Raw genomic sequence first — 14,747 nt, 5'->3', positions numbered from 1 at the left:
CCGGGAGCACATGATGAAACTCTCCTTCGAACAGGGCATTGCCGCCGGCGTCGCCGGCCTGGTTGCCACCGCGCTGGTCGCGGGTGTGCTGCTGGTGGACCACGGCGCGGTGGCCGCAGCAGCCGAGCCCACGGCGCAGGTGCAGGCGTTGCCTGCGCCCAGCGGCGATGCGGCCTTCCGCGATGACGCCAGCCATGCCAGCGTGGTCTTTGCCGGTGGGTGTTTCTGGGGCGTGCAGGGCGTGTTCCAGCACGTCAAAGGCGTGAGCAACGCGGTGTCCGGTTACATCGGTGGCAGTGCCACCGACGCCCGCTATGAGCGCGTCAGCGGTGGCCGCACCGGCCACGCCGAAGCGGTGAAGGTGGACTACGACCCGCGCCAGGTCAGCTATGGGCAGCTGATGCAGGTGTTCTTCTCGGTGGTGCACGACCCGACCCAGCTCAACCGGCAGGGGCCCGATCACGGCAGCCAGTACCGCTCGGCGATCTTCGTCGATGACACGCGCCAGCTGGCAGCAAGCCGCGCCTACATCGGCCAGCTCGGCCAGGCGGGCAGCTACCGTGCGCCGATCGTTACCCAGGTGGGCAGTGGCCAGCGCTTCTACCCGGCCGAGAGCTACCACCAGAACTACATGAGCAACTACCCGCAGGCCGCGTACATCCGCTACTACGACGCGCCCAAGCTGGCCGCGCTGGGCAAGCAGTTCCCGGCGTTGTACCGCCGCGATCCGGCGCTGGTGCCGATGCGGTGACACCCCTCTTCTGTAGAGCCGAGCCCATGCTCGGCTGCTCTTCCGCCAACAGCAGCCGAGCATGGGCTCGGCTCTACACACAACAAAAAAAGACGCACGGCCACAGGGCCGTGCGCTTGGGAAGTATCGACCCGGCCCCGATCAGGCCCGGCCGACACCGACATGCTAGGCTCGTCGGCATCATGGGTACAGAGCCAGATGCGGGTCGAGTCGATGGATACAGAAGACACCACCACGATGATCCCGCCCCGCTACCAGCGGCTGTCGGACGAGCTGGCTGAAGCCATCCACGGCGGACGCCTGCCGGTCGGCAGCCGGTTGCCGTCGCTGCGGCAGATGGCTTCGCAGCGCCAGCTCAGCCTGAACACCGTGATTGCGGCCTATCGCCAGCTGGAGGACGCCGGACTGGTCATTCCGCGGCCGAAGGCCGGCTTCGAAGTCGCGCCGCGACTGTCGGCACCGCAACGTTCGCTGCGCGATACACCGTCAGCACCCACTGCACCGCTGCAGCAGGTGCTGATGGCCCGCGTGCTGGAAGCACAGCGCCGCCCCGGCGTGGTCGACCTGGCCTTTGCCGGCCCGCGCGGACGACAGTTCTACCCGGGCGCGCAGCTGGCCCGGCACACCGCGCAGGTGCTGCGCCATGGCCAGCAGACCGTGGAGACCTATGCGCGCCCCAACGGTTCGCAACGCCTGCTGGCGCAGATCGTGCGGCGTGGGCCCCGGCTGGGCCTGCATACCCATGCCGAGCGCCTGCTGCTGACCCATGGCGCGATGGAGGCACTGCAGCTGGCCCTGCGCGCGGTCACCCAGGCCGGTGATGCCGTCGGCATCGAGGCGCCCTCGTACTTCAACCTGTACCCCTTGCTGACCACCCTCGGCCTGCAGCCGATCGAACTGCCCACCCATCCGCAGCGCGGCCTGGACGTGGATGCGCTGGAAGCACTGCTGGAGCACACACCGCTGGCGGCGCTGGTGGTGATGCCGACCGTACACAACCCTCTGGGCTGTACGATGCCGATCGCCGACAAGCAACGCTTGGCCGAGCTGGTCAACGCACGCCAGCTGCCGCTGATCGAAGATGCGGTGTACGCCGAACTGCAGTTCTGCGAGCCGCCGGCGCCCTTGCTGAAGGCGTTCGACCGCGATGGTTGGGTGATGGTGGTCGGTGGCTTTTCGAAGACGCTGGCACCGGACTACCGGATCGGCTGGCTTGATGGCGGACGCTTCGCCGAGCGCATCGCGCTGCTCAAATTCCAGTCCACCGGCGGCGAACCGCAGCTGCTCGGTGATGCGGTGGCCGCTTACCTGGAAGCAGGCAGCTACGAGCACCACCTGCATCGCATGCGCCGGTTGTACCGCGAGCAGGTCGGTCGCCTGCGGCAACTGGTCGCCGAACATTTCCCGGCCGGCACCTGCGCCACCGAGCCGCAGGGAGGATTCCTGTTGTGGCTGGAGCTGCCGGGCGTGGACACCCGTGAACTGTTCGAGCGCGCACTGGCAGAGGACATCGTGTTCATGCCGGGCCAGGTGTATTCGCGTGGCGCGCGGTACCGGCATTGCCTGCGGTTGTCGTGTTGCCAGACCCTGGACGCGCGCTTCATCGGTGCGGTGGAACGGTTGGGTGCGATCGCGCGGGAGCTGGTGGCGCGCTGATGGATCGGTAGCGCCGGGCCATGCCCGGCGGCTTCTCTGCCTGCCGCGCTGAGCGCTCGCCGGGCATGGCCCGGCGCTACCCTCACGCGTCGTGCAGGTGTGTGCTCAATGCTTCGCCACCGGCTTCCGGCAGATGCGGCAGCCGTCCCCAGCAGGGCATCGGCAGGCGCTGCTGCAGGGTCGCGAAATTCTCGTCCTGGCGCTGCATCGACGGATCGATGTGGTTGCCGATCCAGCCCAGGCAGTCCACGCCGCTGGCCTGCAGCGATTGTGTGGTCAGGCGCGCGTGGTTGACGCAGCCCAGGCGCAGGCCGACCACCAGCACCACTGGCAGCCGCAGCGCTCGCACCAGATCAAGCTGGTCCAGCTGCGCCGACAGCGGCGCCAGCCAGCCGCCCACGCCTTCGACCACTACCACGTCGGCCTGTGCGCGCAGGCGTTCGAAGGCCGCCACGATCGGGGACAGTTCGATGCGCACGCCATCTTCTGCCGCCGCCAGCTCCGGCGCCAACGGCTGGCGCAATGCGTAGGGGTTCAGATCGGCATAGTCCGGCACCGGCAGGCTGGCGGCCTGCAGTGCCAGCGCGTCGTCGTTGCGCAGGCCCTGCCCCAGATCGTGGCTGCCGCTGGCCACTGGCTTCATGCCGACCGCGCGCAGGCCGCGCCGGCGCAGCGCATGCAGCAGCGCGGTACTGGCGGCGGTCTTGCCGATCTCGGTATCGGTGCCGGTGACGAACAGGGCCGTCGGCAACGTGGCAGGCAGGGACATCACAGGCTCCAGCAGGGCAACAGAGCCTGCATTATCGCTGGCCCGGCACGCTTGCTAGACTGCGGCCATGTTCGCCAACGCCTCGCTCACCGGCAGCAAGCCGGAACAATACGCCCAGCTGCTGGAACAGGCCCGTGGCCTGGTCTACGGCGAGTCCGACCGCATCGCCAATGCGGCCAACCTCGCTGCTCTGGTCTACCACGCCCTGCCCGACCTGAACTGGGTGGGTTTCTACCTGTATGACGGCAAGGAACTGGTGGTCGGTCCGTTCCAGGGCCTGCCGGCCTGCGTACGCATTCCGCTGGACAAGGGCGTGTGCGGTGCGGCCGCCAGCCAGCGCGTGACCCAGCGCATCGAAGACGTGGAGGCCTTCCCCGGCCATATCGCCTGCGATGCCGCATCGCGCTCGGAGCTGGTGGTGCCATTGGTCCGGGGTGAGGAGCTGATCGGCGTGTTCGATATCGACAGCCCCATCGTCAGCCGCTTCGATGCTGAAGACCAGGCCGGTCTGGAAGCCATCGCCCACGTGTTCGTCGGGGCGTTGAAGTGAGCGCGGTCAAGCTGCGCAACATCGGCCCGAAGAGTGCGGCGTGGCTGCGCCAGGTAGGCCTGCGCAGCCGCGAGGATCTGGTCGCCATCGGTGCCGTCGGCGCCTTCGTCAAGGTCAAGCGTGCCGGCTTCAAGCCCAGCCTCAACCTGCTGTATTCGCTGGAAGGTGCGCTGCTGGATTGCCACTGGCAGGAACTGAGCGAACCGCAGCGCACCGCGCTGGTGCAGGACTACGAAGCACGTATCGCCGTGCATCCGCTGAAGGCGGCAGGCCCGGCATCAGGCCCGGTGCATGAGCAGCGCTTCGGCGCCGAGGACGACGGCGAAGAAGGCGCGGCCGAAAGCACCGACGAGGATTGATCGGTAGCGCCGGGCCATGCCCGGCGAGCGCGCTCAGGGCTGCTGCAGCTCCAGCAGCTCACCCACCAGCCCGGCTTCACCGCGCTCGACCCACACGCGCAGGCGCGTGCCGTGGTCGATGCGCAACGCCCAGCACAACGACATCGGCAGGCCACATACCTGCGACAGCACCATGCGCAGCGGACCACCGTGGCTGACCACTACCGTCGGCGCCGGGTCGTCGTCGTCCAGCAGTCGATCCAGCGCGCGTGCGATGCGCCGTTCGAAATGGCCCCAGCTCTCGCCATGCGGCGGCGGAAACGCGTGCGGATCCGCGTGGAAGGCGGCCAATGCGTCTTCCGGCAGGTCGAACAGCGATTGGCCATCCCAGTCGCCGAAATCCAGCTCTTCCCACTCCTCGTCCGCCTCCACGTCCAGCGCGCGCGGTGTGGCCAGTGCCATCGCCGTATGCAGCGAGCGCAGGCGCGGCGAACTGATCACCCGTTCCCACGACTGCCCGGCATAGGCATCGACCAGCTCCTGCGGCAGGCGGGCCAGCTGCGGCGGATCGCTGCGGCCATCGAGGAACTCATCACGACCGTTGCCGGCATGGCGGACCAGGTCGAGGATCATGCGCGTGCCCAGTCAGGGCGGCGCGGGAACAGCGGAAAACAGACGGACATCGGCAACGGCACCACGATAATTCGAGCTGCATTCTAGGCGCTGGCGCAGGTCTGCTGCACCGTGCAGGCACATCCGCACCTGATCAGCCGAGCAGGTTCGACGCTACCGGCCGGTCGCGATGCCGTAGACTGCGCGCACTTCCAGGTGACCTGCGGCCCTGCCGGCAGGTTGAAACGGGAAGCCGGTGACGCGTGACAACACGCCATGCCGGCGCTGCCCCCGCAACGGTAAGCACGTCAGTTCCAGGCAACCCGCCACTGTGCCGCAGGCATGGGAAGGCGCCTGGACGGTGGCCTCGGGCCACCCGGCGGCGAGCCCGGAGACCGGCCCGGAAGCCTCAGGTCGCGATGCGGTGGGCATGGCGCTGGATGTCTGTGGCGATGGCCGCGGCATCGGCGCGTGCCTGCCTGTTGTGACTCCTCCCCTTCGCTGCGCGGGCGTGCGCGGCACCTGGAGTCCCCCCGATGAAGCTGCAGTCCCGAATGCTGTCCCTGGCCGTGCTGGCCGCTCTTCCTGCGCTGGCCCTGGCCGAAGATCGCGCCGCCGACCTCGATCAGGTGCTGGTCACCGCCACCCGCACGCCGATCGCCCTGCAGGACAGCATTGCGCCTGCGCAGGTGATCGACCGTGCGCAGATCGAATCCAGCCAGGCCACCTCGCTGCAGGAACTGCTGCAGGGCCGCGCCGGCATCAACCTGACCAATGCCGGTGGCCTGGGCAAGCAGAGCTCGCTGTTCCTGCGTGGCACCAACTCCTCGCACACCGTGGTGCTGGTCGATGGCGTGCGCATCAACAGCGCCGACCTCGGCCTGGCGATGTACCAGGATCTGCCGCTGGCGCAGATCGAGCGCGTGGAAATCGTGCGCGGCCCGCAGTCCAGCCTGTACGGTGCCGACGCCATCGGTGGCGTGATCCAGATCTTCACCCGCCGCAACCAGGGCGACTTCGCTCCGCACTTCCAGCTGGGCGGCGGCAGCAACGGACTGCGTGAAGCCAGTGGCGGCATCGGCGGTGGCACCGAACGCGGCTGGTTCGGCGCCGACATCGCCTACCAGCATTCGGACGGCATCGATGCCTGCCGTGGCTCGGCCACGCTGTTTGCCGGCTGCTTCGCCGATGAACCCGACCGCGACGGCTACCGCAACCTGTCCAAGAGCCTGCGCGGTGGCTACAACCTGAGCGACCAGTGGACCGTGGAAGGCAGCGCCCTGCGCGCCGACGGCAAGAACCACTACGACGGCTACTACAACTACTCCGAGACCCGCCAGCAGGTGCTGGCCGGCAAGGTGCGCTACACCCCGTCCGAGCAGCTGACGCTGACTGCCAATGTCGGCCGCAGCGACAACGAGTCCGACAACTTCGGCGATTTCGGTGCACGCGGCAGCGCACAGACACACCGCGACAGCGCCTCGCTGCAGGCCGACATCGGTGTGGCCGAAGGCCAGCTGCTCAGCGCCGGCGTGGACTGGAGCGAAGACAACCTGGACGGCAGCAGCGCCGGCTACCTGGTCGACAGCCGCCGCAATACCGGCGTGTTCCTGCAGTACCAGGCGCGCTTCGGCCGTCACCAGCTGCACGCCAGCGCGCGTAACGACGACAACCAGCAGTTCGGCAACCACGCCACCGGCAGCCTCGGCTGGGCGATGGAGCTGGGCGATGGCCTGCGCGTCAACGCCAGCTACGGCACCGCGTTCAAGGCGCCGACCTTCAGCGACCTGTACGACCCGTGGAGCGGCGTGCCGACGCTGGACCCGGAGAAGTCCAAGAGTGCCAACCTCGGCATCTCGCAGCAGGGCCAGGGCTGGCGCTGGGGCCTGGATGTGTACGAGACCCGCATCGATGACCTGATCACCTACGACGCGGCCACCTTCCGCATGCAGCAGGTGGAAAAGGCACGCATCCGCGGTGCGGAACTGACCGGCGGCGCCACCCTGGCCGGCTTCGACATCAACGCGCAGCTGAGCTTCACCGATCCGCGCAACCGCACCAGCGGCAGCGCGCAGTTCGACAACTGGCTGGCACGCCGTGCGCAGCAGACCGCGCGCCTGGACATCGACCGCCGCTTCGGCGACTTCCGCACTGGCCTGACCGTGCAGGGCGCGGGCAAGCGCTACGACGATGCCACCAACGCGGTGAAGGTCGGCGGCTACGGCACGCTGGATCTGCGCGCCGAATACGCGCTGACCCCGGCATGGTCGGTGCTGGCGCGGGTGGCCAATGTGTTCGACCGCGAGTACGAGACCGTGGCGTGGTTCAACCAGCCCGGCCGCGAGTACCAGCTGAGCGTGCGTTACCAGCCAAAGTGAAAAGAGGCGCCGGGCATTGCCCGGCGCCCCCTGATGCCATCGACGCATGGCGTCGATCTACTTGTAGAGCCGAGCCCATGCTCGGCTCAGGCATCGAAACAGCCGAGCGCAGGCTCGGCTCTACACCGGAATGCCTGCAGCCAACCCCGGCAGTTCGCGCAGGTCGTCGATCACCGCAACCGCGTGCGCGTTGTCCAGGTCCAGTCCGCGCGGATAGCCGTAACGCACCAGCGCGATCGGCATGCCGGCGTCTTCGGCGGCGCGGTAATCGGTAAGCGAATCGCCCACCATCAGGCATGCATCGACGGGCAGATCGAAGTGCGCGGCGATATGCCGCAACGGCTCACCGCTGGGCTTGCGCTGCGGCAGCGAATCACCGCCCAGCACCAGCGCGAAGGCCTCGGCGATGCCCAGGTGCTGCAGCAACGGCGGCACCAGCGCGGCCGGCTTGTTGGTGCAGATCGCCAGCGGTACGTTCAACGCGCGCAGTTGCGCCAGCGCTTCGACCACGCCATCGAACAGCTGCGGGCTGCGCAGCAGGCATTCGCGGTAGTGGACCATGAAGGTCGGCATCACCGCTGCCAGATCGATCTCGCGCCCGGCAGCCTGCACCGCCTGTTCGACCAGCCGGCGCACGCCGTCGCCGATCCAGCCCAGCACGGTGGCTTCGGGTACGCGTGCCAGGCCGATGTCTTGCAACGTGCGGTTCAGTGCTTCGGCGATATCGGCGGCGCTGTCGACCAGCGTGCCATCGAGGTCGAACACGACCAGCGGATAGGGATACGACAAGGGACGGCTCACTCGTGCAACGTGGGGCCGTCCATTGTACGCCCGCGCCTTCAGCCGACCCGGCGTGCGCGGGTGGCCAGGAAGGTCGGCAGGTAGCGGTCGATCAGGAAGCGCGGCTGCGGTTGCCAGTCTTCCATGAAGCGATCGATGACGAACCCTGCATCCAGCTGCCCGCCGATCAGATCACCCAGGCTGTGGCCGAATGTCAGCGCTTCGCCACGGGCCAGCTTGGCCTCGCGTGCGGCCGGCTCCAGGTCTTCCAGGTCGGAATAGGGAATCGCGTACTGCGGGCGGATCAGGCCCTGCTCGCTCAACTGCGCGTCACGCGCAGCGACGAACACCACCGGATTGTAGAAGCTGGCCATCAGCAGGCCATCGCGCGCCAGCACCCGGCGGCACTCGGTCCACACAGGGCGCACGTCGGGCACGTACAGGTTCGAGATGGGATGGAACACCACGTCGAAGCTGTCGTCGGCAAAGGCCTGCAGATCACGCATGTCACCCTGCACGGTGCGCAGTGACAGACCATCGCGGTCGGCCACAGCGCGGTCCTGCGCCAGCTGCCCGTCGGAAAGATCGAACACGGTCACCTCGGCGCCTGCCGCAGCAAGCACGGGCGCCTGCTGGCCACCGGCCGAGGCCAGGCACAGGATGCGCCTGCCCCGCACATCGCCCAGCCAATCCAGCGGCAGCGCACGCGGCGTCAGGTGCACCTGCCAACGCCCCTCGCGGGCGGCGGCAATCGTTGCGGCATCCACCGGTCGCGACCACTCCCGCACCTCGCTGGCCTGGCGGTCCCAGGCAGCACGGTTGTGGTCGATCAACGCCTGTCCATGGTTCATGTGTTCTCCTTGCCCGAAGGGCGCCAGTCCAGATCCTGGAAGGCCGGGCTCGCGAAGCATTCGGCGAGGAAGTCCAGGAATCGCCGCATGATAGCGGGCTGCTGTCGACGCGACGCGTACACCGCATGGATGCCGAGCTCGTCAAGGCTGTACGCGGGCAGCAGTTCGATCAGTTCGCCACTGCGCAGCAACGGTGCGACCTGGTAGGTCGGCAACATGGCGATGCCGGCATTGGCGCGCACGGCCTCCAGCAGCAGCGACGCTTCATTGGCACTGATGTTGCCGCCCACCGCAACCGACAACGAACGCCCTTCGCGATGCAGCTGCCATAGGCTCTTGCCGACGTAGTGATGGGTCAGGCAGTTGTGCGCGGCGAGATGTTCGGGTGCAGTCGGCGTGCCACGTGCCTGCAGGTAGGCCGGCGTCGCGCACAGCACCGAGCGGCAGATCGCCAAGCGACGTGCGATCAGGCTGGGATCGATCTGCCTTGCGATGCGCACCGCCAGGTCGACGCGCTCCTCCACCAGGTTGACCATGCGGTCGACCAGCAGCAGTTCGATGCGTGCGGCCGGATGGCGCTGCACGAACGCGGCCACCGCGCGCGCCAGATGGCTCTGCCCGAACGACACGCTGGCGGTAATGCGCAGCGTTCCGTGTGGCTCGGGATCGTCGCTGGCCAGCTCGCCCTGCAGTTCCTCGCCGATTGCCAGCATCTGCCGGAAACGCGCCAGCGCGGCTTCACCGGCCCCGGTCAGGCTGACCCGCCGCGTGGTCCGGTGCAGCAGCCGCGCGCCCAGCCAGCCCTCCACCTCGGCGAGGTAGCGGCTGACCATCGCCCGCGACATGTCCAGCACCTCGGCGGCGGCGGTCAGGCTGCCGCGCTCGGCAACTTCGACGAACACGGTCATGGCGGTCAATCGGTCCATCTACTCGATCCATGCAACAAACAAGCGCGTTATACGCTGTTTTTCGAGCGACTGCAGCGGCCTACAGTGGCCTCATTCCCCAGCCCCACCCCACGGAATCCTGCCATGAAGATCGCCCTCGTCGGTGCCACCGGCAATATCGGCCGCCAGATCGCCCGCCACGCGCTGGCCAACGGCCACCAACTGACCGTCATCGTGCGCAGTGCGCAGGACCTGCCGGCCGAGCTGGCCGGCGCCCATCCGGTCATCGCCTCGCTGGACGACCAGGATGCCCTGGTCGCCGCCATTGCCGGCCACGATGTGCTGGCCAGCGCCTACGGCCCGCGCCCGGGCGACGACATCGGCCGCGTCGGCGAAGTTGCCGCGCAGCTTGCAGACGCCGCCCGCAAGGCCAACGTGCCGCGCCTGGTGGTGGTCGGTGGTGCCGGCAGCCTGGAAGTCGCCCCCGGCGTGCAGCTGGTCGACACCCCCACCTTCCCGGAGGCCTACAAGCCCTACGCGCTGGCCCACCGTGAAGCCTTCAACCGCCTGCAGGCAGTGGATGACCTGGACTGGACCTTCTTCTCGCCGGCGGCCGAAATCGGCCCGGGTGAAGAGCGTGGGCAGTATCGCGTGCAGCCCAAGGCCTTCCTCGCCGATGCCAGCGGCCACAGCCGCATCAGCTACGCCGACTACGGCGCCGCGTTCGTCGCCGAACTGGAAGCGCGCAAGTACCCGAAGCAGATCATCACTGCAGCGTATTGATCATGGCGCCCGCCGGCCTGCCCGCCCGCCCGCCGGGCATGGCCCGGCGCTACCCACCTGTAAAGCCGAAGGCAACGGCAGGAGCCGTTGCCAACGTCGCTTGCGACGGCCCGTAGGGGGCCGGGCAAGGACGCCCGGCATAGCCGATGCTCGGCTCGATATCCCAAAGGACACCTCCCATGCGTACCGCTGCCCTGCTGTTCCCCCTCGCGCTGGCTGCAGGTTTCGCCAGCACCCCGCTGCTGGCCGCACCGGCCACGCCTGCGCCTGCCAGCGCCGCGAAATCCCAGCTGCGCCTGCAGACCTTCCATCCCGGCCCGCAGGCGATGTTCTCGGTGTCCTCGGTGCTGATCGAAGGGCGCAACGATGCGATCCTGGTCAACGCGCAGTTCGCTGCCGGCGATGCGCGCCGGCTGGTCGAGCAGATCCGCGCCAGCGGCAAGCAGCTGACCACCATCTACATCAGCCATGGCGATCCGGACTATTACTTCGGCCTGGCCACCGTGCAGGACGCGTTCCCGCAGGCGCGCATCGTCGCCACCGCGCAGACCGTGGCGCATATCCGTGAATCCCAGGCCGGCAAGCTGGCGTACTGGGGGCCGAAGATGGGCGCCGACGTTCCCGCACGCATCGTGGTGCCGGCGGTACTGGAAGGCGATGCACTGCAGCTGGAAGGCCAGCGCCTGCCGTTGATCGGCCTGGATGGACCGACGCCGGACCGCAGCGTGCTGTGGGTGCCGTCACTGCGCGCGATCGTCGGTGGCATTCCGGTGGTGGCCGGCGAGCATGTGTGGATGGCCGATACGCAGACGCCGAAGTCGCATGCCGATTGGCTGCGCACGCTGCAGCAGCTGCAGGCGTTGAAGCCGAAGGTGGTGGTGCCCGGTCATTACGCGGAGGGTGCGGCACTGGATGCCAGTGCGCTGCGCTTCACGGCGGAGTACATCCGTGCCTTCGATGTTGAAACAGCCAAGGCCAAGGACAGTGCGGCGTTGGTGAAGGCGATGCAGGCGCGCTATCCGAAGCTGGCGGGTGTGGCGTCGCTGGAGTTGAGTGCGAAGGTGGCCAAGGGCGAGATGCAGTGGCCGTAAGGTAGGGGTTTTCTTTTGCAGGGCTGCGCCCTGCACCCGCCGAATCGACGGCGACGGCAACAGCAAAAGCGGGCATTCCGTGGGTTGGCGGGGTGGGTCCGGTTGCGGGGGACGCTGCAAGTACGTCCATGTAAGCTCGGTCGCCGCATCCATGCGGCTCACGCCCCCGCAACCGGACCCACCCCGCCTTCGACAGTTTTCCGCAACCTGTCTGGACTGCATGTCCTGCTCTTGGTGGGTGTCGACCTTGGTCGACACGCAGATCCAGACATGCGTGGATGGACGATCAGGGAGGATCGGTCGGGGTGTGCTCGAACAATTCGCCCTGCACCACCGGCTCCTTTTCGCGGAAACCGCCGAGGCCGACGCCGACCAGGCGGTAACGGGTGTCGGCGGGCAGGTCGACGCGGGCGCGCAGTGACAGCGCGATGTCGCGCAGTTCGGCCATCGATTCCGGCGGGCGTTCCGGGGTGAAGCTGCGGGTGAGGAGGCGGAACTGCGCGGTCTTCAGCTTCAACACCACGGTGTGGCCGATGCGTTCGGTCTTGCGCGTGGCATGCCAGGTCTTCTCGGCCAGCTGCACGATCGCTTCAGCGAGGTCTTCCAGCAACAGGTCCTCGGCGAAGGTGTCTTCGGAGGAGATCGACTGCACCTGCTGGTCAGGCTCCACCGGACGCTCGTCGACACCGCGTGCGCGGTTGTACAGGCTGCGGCCGAAGCTGCCGAAGGCTTCTTCCAGGTCCGGCAGCGTCCACTGCCGCAGATCGCCGCAGGTGACGATGCCGCGCGCTGCCAGCTTGCCTTCCATCACCTTGCCGACACCGGGCACGCGGTTCACCGGCAGTGGCAGCAGGAATGCGTCCACCCGCTGCGGCGGAATCACGAACTGGCCGTCAGGCTTGCGCCAGTCCGAGGCGATCTTGGCCAGGAACTTGTTCGGCGCGATCCCGGCTGAAGCAGTCAGATGGGTTTCCTCGCGGATCTGCGCGCGGATGGTGCGGGCGATGTCGGTGGCCAGTTCGATGCCACTCTTCGGCTCGGTCACGTCCAGGTAGGCCTCATCCAAGGACAACGGCTCGACCAGGTCGGTATGGCGCAGGAAGATCTCGCGCACGTGGCGCGACACCGCCTTGTAACGTGCGAAGTCCGGCGGCACGAAGATCGCGTCCGGGCACAGGCGCTCGGCGCGCAGTGCCGGCATCGCCGAACGCACGCCGAACACGCGTGCCTCGTACGAGGCGGCGCACACCACTGAACGCGCGCCGCGCCATGCCACAACCACCGGCTTGCCGCGCAGTGACGGATCGTCGCGCTGCTCCACCGACGCGTAGAAGGCGTCCATGTCGACGTGGATGATCTTGCGCAGTGCGTTCATGGTTGGCCCACATGATACCTGCACCGTACCCGTCCAGACGCCGAAGTATGGTCGTTGTGCATCAACGGGATGCGTGGTTTCAGCTGAAAACACTACGCACGCGTACGGAGACGCGGTTTGATATCCGCCTGATCCGTCGTGCATCCTCGGGAACTCGTTGCCTTGTTTTCGCTTCCAGGATTGCGCTTTCCATGACTCGTCTCCACGCGTTCAACCGCGACCAGCTGCTGGCCAGCGCACGCGGTGAACTGTTCGGCGCTGCCGCCGGCCGGTTGCCCAACGACCCGATGCTGATGTTCGACCGCATCACCGAAATCCGCGAGGACGGCGGACCGCATGGCAAGGGCATGGTACGCGCCGAACTGGATATCCGTCCGGACCTGTGGTTCTTCGGCTGCCACTTCATCGGCGACCCGGTGATGCCCGGCTGCCTGGGCCTGGATGCCATGTGGCAGCTGACCGGCTTCTTCCTCACCTGGCTGGGTGCGCCCGGCAAGGGCCGCGCCCTGGGCTGCGGCGAAGTGAAGTTCACCGGCCAGGTGCTGCCCGATGCCAAGCTGGTGCGCTACGAGATCGACATCAGCCGCGTCATCAACCGCAAGCTGGTGATGGCCCAGTCCGACGCGCGCATGTACGTGGACGACCGCGAGATCTACAACGCCCGCGACCTGCGCGTGGGCCTGTTCACTGAAACCGGGAGCTTCTGATGCGTCGCGTCGTCATCACCGGCATGGGCATCACGTCCTGCCTCGGCAATGATCTGGATACCGTTTCGGCCGCCCTGCGCGAGAGCCGCGCCGGCATCACCGCGCTGGCCGACCACGCCGAAGCCGGCCTGCGCAGCCAGGTCGGCGGTCGCGTCGACCTCGACCTGGACGCGCTGATCGACCGCAAGCAGAAGCGCTTCATGAGCGATGCCGCCGCCTTCGCCTACCTGGCGATGGCCGATGCCATCACCGATGCGGGCCTGACCCCGGAACAGGTCAGTGGCCTGCGCACCGGCCTGATCGCCGGTTCCGGTGGTGGCTCCAGCGAATGGCAGGTGGGTGCGGTCGATCTGCTGCGCAGCCGCGGCGTGCGCAAGGTCGGTCCGTACATGGTGCCGCGCACGATGTGCTCGACCGTGTCGGCCTGCCTGGCCACCGCATTCCAGATCAAGGGCGTCAGCTACTCGCTGTCGGCCGCCTGCGCGACCTCCGCACACTGCATCGGCGCGGCTGCCGACCTCATCCGCCACGGCGCGCAGGACATCATGTTCGCCGGTGGCGGTGAAGACCTGCACTGGTCGATGAGCGTGATGTTCGATGCGATGGGTGCACTGTCCACCAGCTTCAACGACACCCCCGCCAGCGCCTCGCGCCCGTATGACAAGGACCGCGATGGCTTCGTCATCGCCGGTGGTGGCGGCATGCTGGTGTTGGAGGATTACGACCACGCCGTGGCACGTGGCGCGCATATCCATGCCGAGCTGATCGGTTATGGCGTGACCTCCGATGGCGCCGACATGGTCGCCCCGTCCGGTGAAGGTGCCGTGCGCTGCATGAAGATGGCGCTGCAGAACGTCGACCGTCCGCTGGATTATCTCAACACCCACGGCACCTCCACCCCGCTGGGTGATGTGACCGAGCTGGGTGCGATCCGCGAGGTGTTCGGTGATGCGATTCCGCCGCTGTCCTCGACCAAGGCGCTGTCGGGCCATTCGCTGGGTGCTGCCAGCGTGCATGAAGCGATCTACTGCCTGCTGATGATGCGCGACGGCTTCGTGGCCGGTTCGGCCAACATCGGCGAGCTGGACCCGAGGGTGGAAGGCTTCCCGATCCTGCGCGAAAGCCGCGAGCAGAAGCTGGACACGGTGATGTCCAACAGCTTCGGCTTCGGTGGCACCAACGCGGCGCTGGTGTTCGGCAGGGTGTGATCTGAAAGCGT

The 14,747-nt window shown here is 67.7% G+C and carries 15 protein-coding genes and 1 riboswitch; of the genes, 9 read left to right on the top strand and 6 right to left on the bottom strand.

All coding sequences use genetic code 11. The features are described from left to right. The first annotated feature begins 13 nt into the window (after positions 1-13). Together msrA and CR156_RS22355 are read left to right on the top strand one after the other, a co-directional pair. Entirely contained in the window at positions 14-751 is a 738-nt protein-coding gene (msrA, locus tag CR156_RS22360; protein WP_100554687.1) for a peptide-methionine (S)-S-oxide reductase MsrA, read from the top strand. A gap of 213 nt (positions 752-964) precedes the next feature. After that, positions 965-2,407, top strand: coding sequence for an aminotransferase-like domain-containing protein (locus CR156_RS22355; RefSeq protein WP_100554686.1), 1,443 nt, complete (start codon positions 965-967; stop codon positions 2,405-2,407). Positions 2,408-2,489: 82 nt separating this feature from the next. On the opposite strand, the gene bioD is transcribed toward CR156_RS22355, so the two are convergent. After that, positions 2,490-3,176 carry a dethiobiotin synthase gene (bioD, locus tag CR156_RS22350; protein ID WP_100554645.1) on the bottom strand — a complete coding sequence of 229 codons (687 nt, stop codon included), beginning with the start codon at positions 3,174-3,176 and terminating at the stop codon, positions 2,490-2,492. 67 nt (positions 3,177-3,243) lie between these two features. On the opposite strand from bioD, the gene CR156_RS22345 reads away from it, so the two are divergent. Together CR156_RS22345 and CR156_RS22340 are read left to right on the top strand one after the other, a co-directional pair. After that, complete coding sequence (locus CR156_RS22345) at positions 3,244-3,726, top strand: GAF domain-containing protein (RefSeq protein WP_100554644.1); 483 nt, start codon at positions 3,244-3,246, stop codon at positions 3,724-3,726. Next, on the top strand, positions 3,723-4,085 hold the full coding sequence (locus tag CR156_RS22340) for a TfoX/Sxy family protein (RefSeq protein WP_100554643.1): 363 nt from the start codon (positions 3,723-3,725) through the stop codon (positions 4,083-4,085). The genes CR156_RS22345 and CR156_RS22340 overlap by 4 nt, the downstream gene beginning before the upstream one ends. Positions 4,086-4,118: 33 nt before the next feature. Here the strand turns inward: CR156_RS22340 and CR156_RS22335 are convergent, their stop codons facing one another. Further along, on the bottom strand, positions 4,119-4,697 hold the full coding sequence (locus CR156_RS22335) for a histidine phosphatase family protein (RefSeq protein WP_089238474.1): 579 nt from the start codon (positions 4,695-4,697) through the stop codon (positions 4,119-4,121). A gap of 176 nt (positions 4,698-4,873) precedes the next feature. Next, positions 4,874-5,094: riboswitch (cobalamin riboswitch) on the top strand. A 118-nt stretch (positions 5,095-5,212) separates the two neighbouring features. Between CR156_RS22335 and btuB the strand changes: the two genes are divergently transcribed. Next, positions 5,213-7,054, top strand: coding sequence for a TonB-dependent vitamin B12 receptor (gene btuB, locus CR156_RS22330; RefSeq protein WP_100554642.1), 1,842 nt, complete (start codon positions 5,213-5,215; stop codon positions 7,052-7,054). Positions 7,055-7,174: 120 nt separating this feature from the next. On the opposite strand, the gene gph is transcribed toward btuB, so the two are convergent. The 3 genes from gph to CR156_RS22315 are packed head-to-tail and all read right to left on the bottom strand — an operon-like array spanning position 7,175 to position 9,611. Next, the gene (gph, locus tag CR156_RS22325) at positions 7,175-7,843 is read right to left on the bottom strand and encodes a phosphoglycolate phosphatase (RefSeq protein ID WP_100554641.1); all 669 of its coding nucleotides are present in this window, start codon (positions 7,841-7,843) and stop codon (positions 7,175-7,177) included. Between the two features lie 50 nt (positions 7,844-7,893). After that, a complete protein-coding gene (locus tag CR156_RS22320; protein ID WP_100554640.1) occupies positions 7,894-8,685 on the bottom strand; it encodes a class I SAM-dependent methyltransferase in 792 nt (263 codons plus the stop codon). Beyond that, positions 8,682-9,611, bottom strand: coding sequence for a LysR family transcriptional regulator (locus CR156_RS22315; protein ID WP_100554639.1), 930 nt, complete (start codon positions 9,609-9,611; stop codon positions 8,682-8,684). Before CR156_RS22315 ends, CR156_RS22320 begins: the two co-directional genes overlap by 4 nt. Before the next feature lie 105 nt (positions 9,612-9,716). Between CR156_RS22315 and CR156_RS22310 the strand changes: the two genes are divergently transcribed. Further along, on the top strand, positions 9,717-10,355 hold the full coding sequence (locus CR156_RS22310) for an NAD(P)-dependent oxidoreductase (RefSeq protein ID WP_099821588.1): 639 nt from the start codon (positions 9,717-9,719) through the stop codon (positions 10,353-10,355). Positions 10,356-10,534: 179 nt separating this feature from the next. Then, positions 10,535-11,446: an MBL fold metallo-hydrolase gene (locus tag CR156_RS22305; protein WP_100554638.1), complete on the top strand. Its 912-nt coding sequence runs from the start codon at positions 10,535-10,537 to the stop codon at positions 11,444-11,446. Positions 11,447-11,732: 286 nt separating this feature from the next. On the opposite strand, the gene dinB is transcribed toward CR156_RS22305, so the two are convergent. Next, on the bottom strand, positions 11,733-12,821 hold the full coding sequence (dinB, locus tag CR156_RS22300; RefSeq protein ID WP_100554637.1) for a DNA polymerase IV: 1,089 nt from the start codon (positions 12,819-12,821) through the stop codon (positions 11,733-11,735). A gap of 191 nt (positions 12,822-13,012) precedes the next feature. Here dinB and fabA point away from each other — a divergent pair, with 191 nt between their 5' ends. Together fabA and fabB are read left to right on the top strand one after the other, a co-directional pair. Further along, entirely contained in the window at positions 13,013-13,528 is a 516-nt protein-coding gene (fabA, locus tag CR156_RS22295) for a 3-hydroxyacyl-[acyl-carrier-protein] dehydratase FabA (RefSeq protein WP_025878420.1), read from the top strand. Continuing rightward, positions 13,528-14,736 carry a beta-ketoacyl-ACP synthase I gene (gene fabB / locus CR156_RS22290; RefSeq protein WP_025878419.1) on the top strand — a complete coding sequence of 403 codons (1,209 nt, stop codon included), beginning with the start codon at positions 13,528-13,530 and terminating at the stop codon, positions 14,734-14,736. The genes fabA and fabB overlap by 1 nt, the downstream gene beginning before the upstream one ends. Positions 14,737-14,747 lie beyond the last annotated feature (11 nt).

The sequence above is a fragment of the Stenotrophomonas lactitubi genome, assembly GCF_002803515.1.
In the GTDB taxonomy this organism is placed as follows: Bacteria; Pseudomonadota; Gammaproteobacteria; order Xanthomonadales; family Xanthomonadaceae; genus Stenotrophomonas; species Stenotrophomonas lactitubi.
This window is presented reverse-complemented; position numbering and strand designations above follow the sequence as displayed.

Bases quoted from the DNA above. Each gene is read 5' to 3' on its own strand.
- bioD (WP_100554645.1), bottom strand. From the start codon at position 3,176: ATGTCCCTGCCTGCCACGTTGCCGACGGCCCTGTTCGTCACCGGCACC.
- btuB (WP_100554642.1), top strand. From the start codon at position 5,213: ATGAAGCTGCAGTCCCGAATGCTGTCCCTGGCCGTGCTGGCCGCTCTT.
- CR156_RS22320 (WP_100554640.1), bottom strand. From the start codon at position 8,685: ATGAACCATGGACAGGCGTTGATCGACCACAACCGTGCTGCCTGGGAC.
- CR156_RS22305 (WP_100554638.1), top strand. From the start codon at position 10,535: ATGCGTACCGCTGCCCTGCTGTTCCCCCTCGCGCTGGCTGCAGGTTTC.
- CR156_RS22355 (WP_100554686.1), top strand. From the start codon at position 965: ATGGATACAGAAGACACCACCACGATGATCCCGCCCCGCTACCAGCGG.
- CR156_RS22345 (WP_100554644.1), top strand. From the start codon at position 3,244: ATGTTCGCCAACGCCTCGCTCACCGGCAGCAAGCCGGAACAATACGCC.
- msrA (WP_100554687.1), top strand. From the start codon at position 14: ATGAAACTCTCCTTCGAACAGGGCATTGCCGCCGGCGTCGCCGGCCTG.
- dinB (WP_100554637.1), bottom strand. From the start codon at position 12,821: ATGAACGCACTGCGCAAGATCATCCACGTCGACATGGACGCCTTCTAC.
- fabB (WP_025878419.1), top strand. From the start codon at position 13,528: ATGCGTCGCGTCGTCATCACCGGCATGGGCATCACGTCCTGCCTCGGC.
- CR156_RS22335 (WP_089238474.1), bottom strand. From the start codon at position 4,697: ATGATCCTCGACCTGGTCCGCCATGCCGGCAACGGTCGTGATGAGTTC.
- CR156_RS22315 (WP_100554639.1), bottom strand. From the start codon at position 9,611: ATGGACCGATTGACCGCCATGACCGTGTTCGTCGAAGTTGCCGAGCGC.
- fabA (WP_025878420.1), top strand. From the start codon at position 13,013: ATGACTCGTCTCCACGCGTTCAACCGCGACCAGCTGCTGGCCAGCGCA.
- CR156_RS22310 (WP_099821588.1), top strand. From the start codon at position 9,717: ATGAAGATCGCCCTCGTCGGTGCCACCGGCAATATCGGCCGCCAGATC.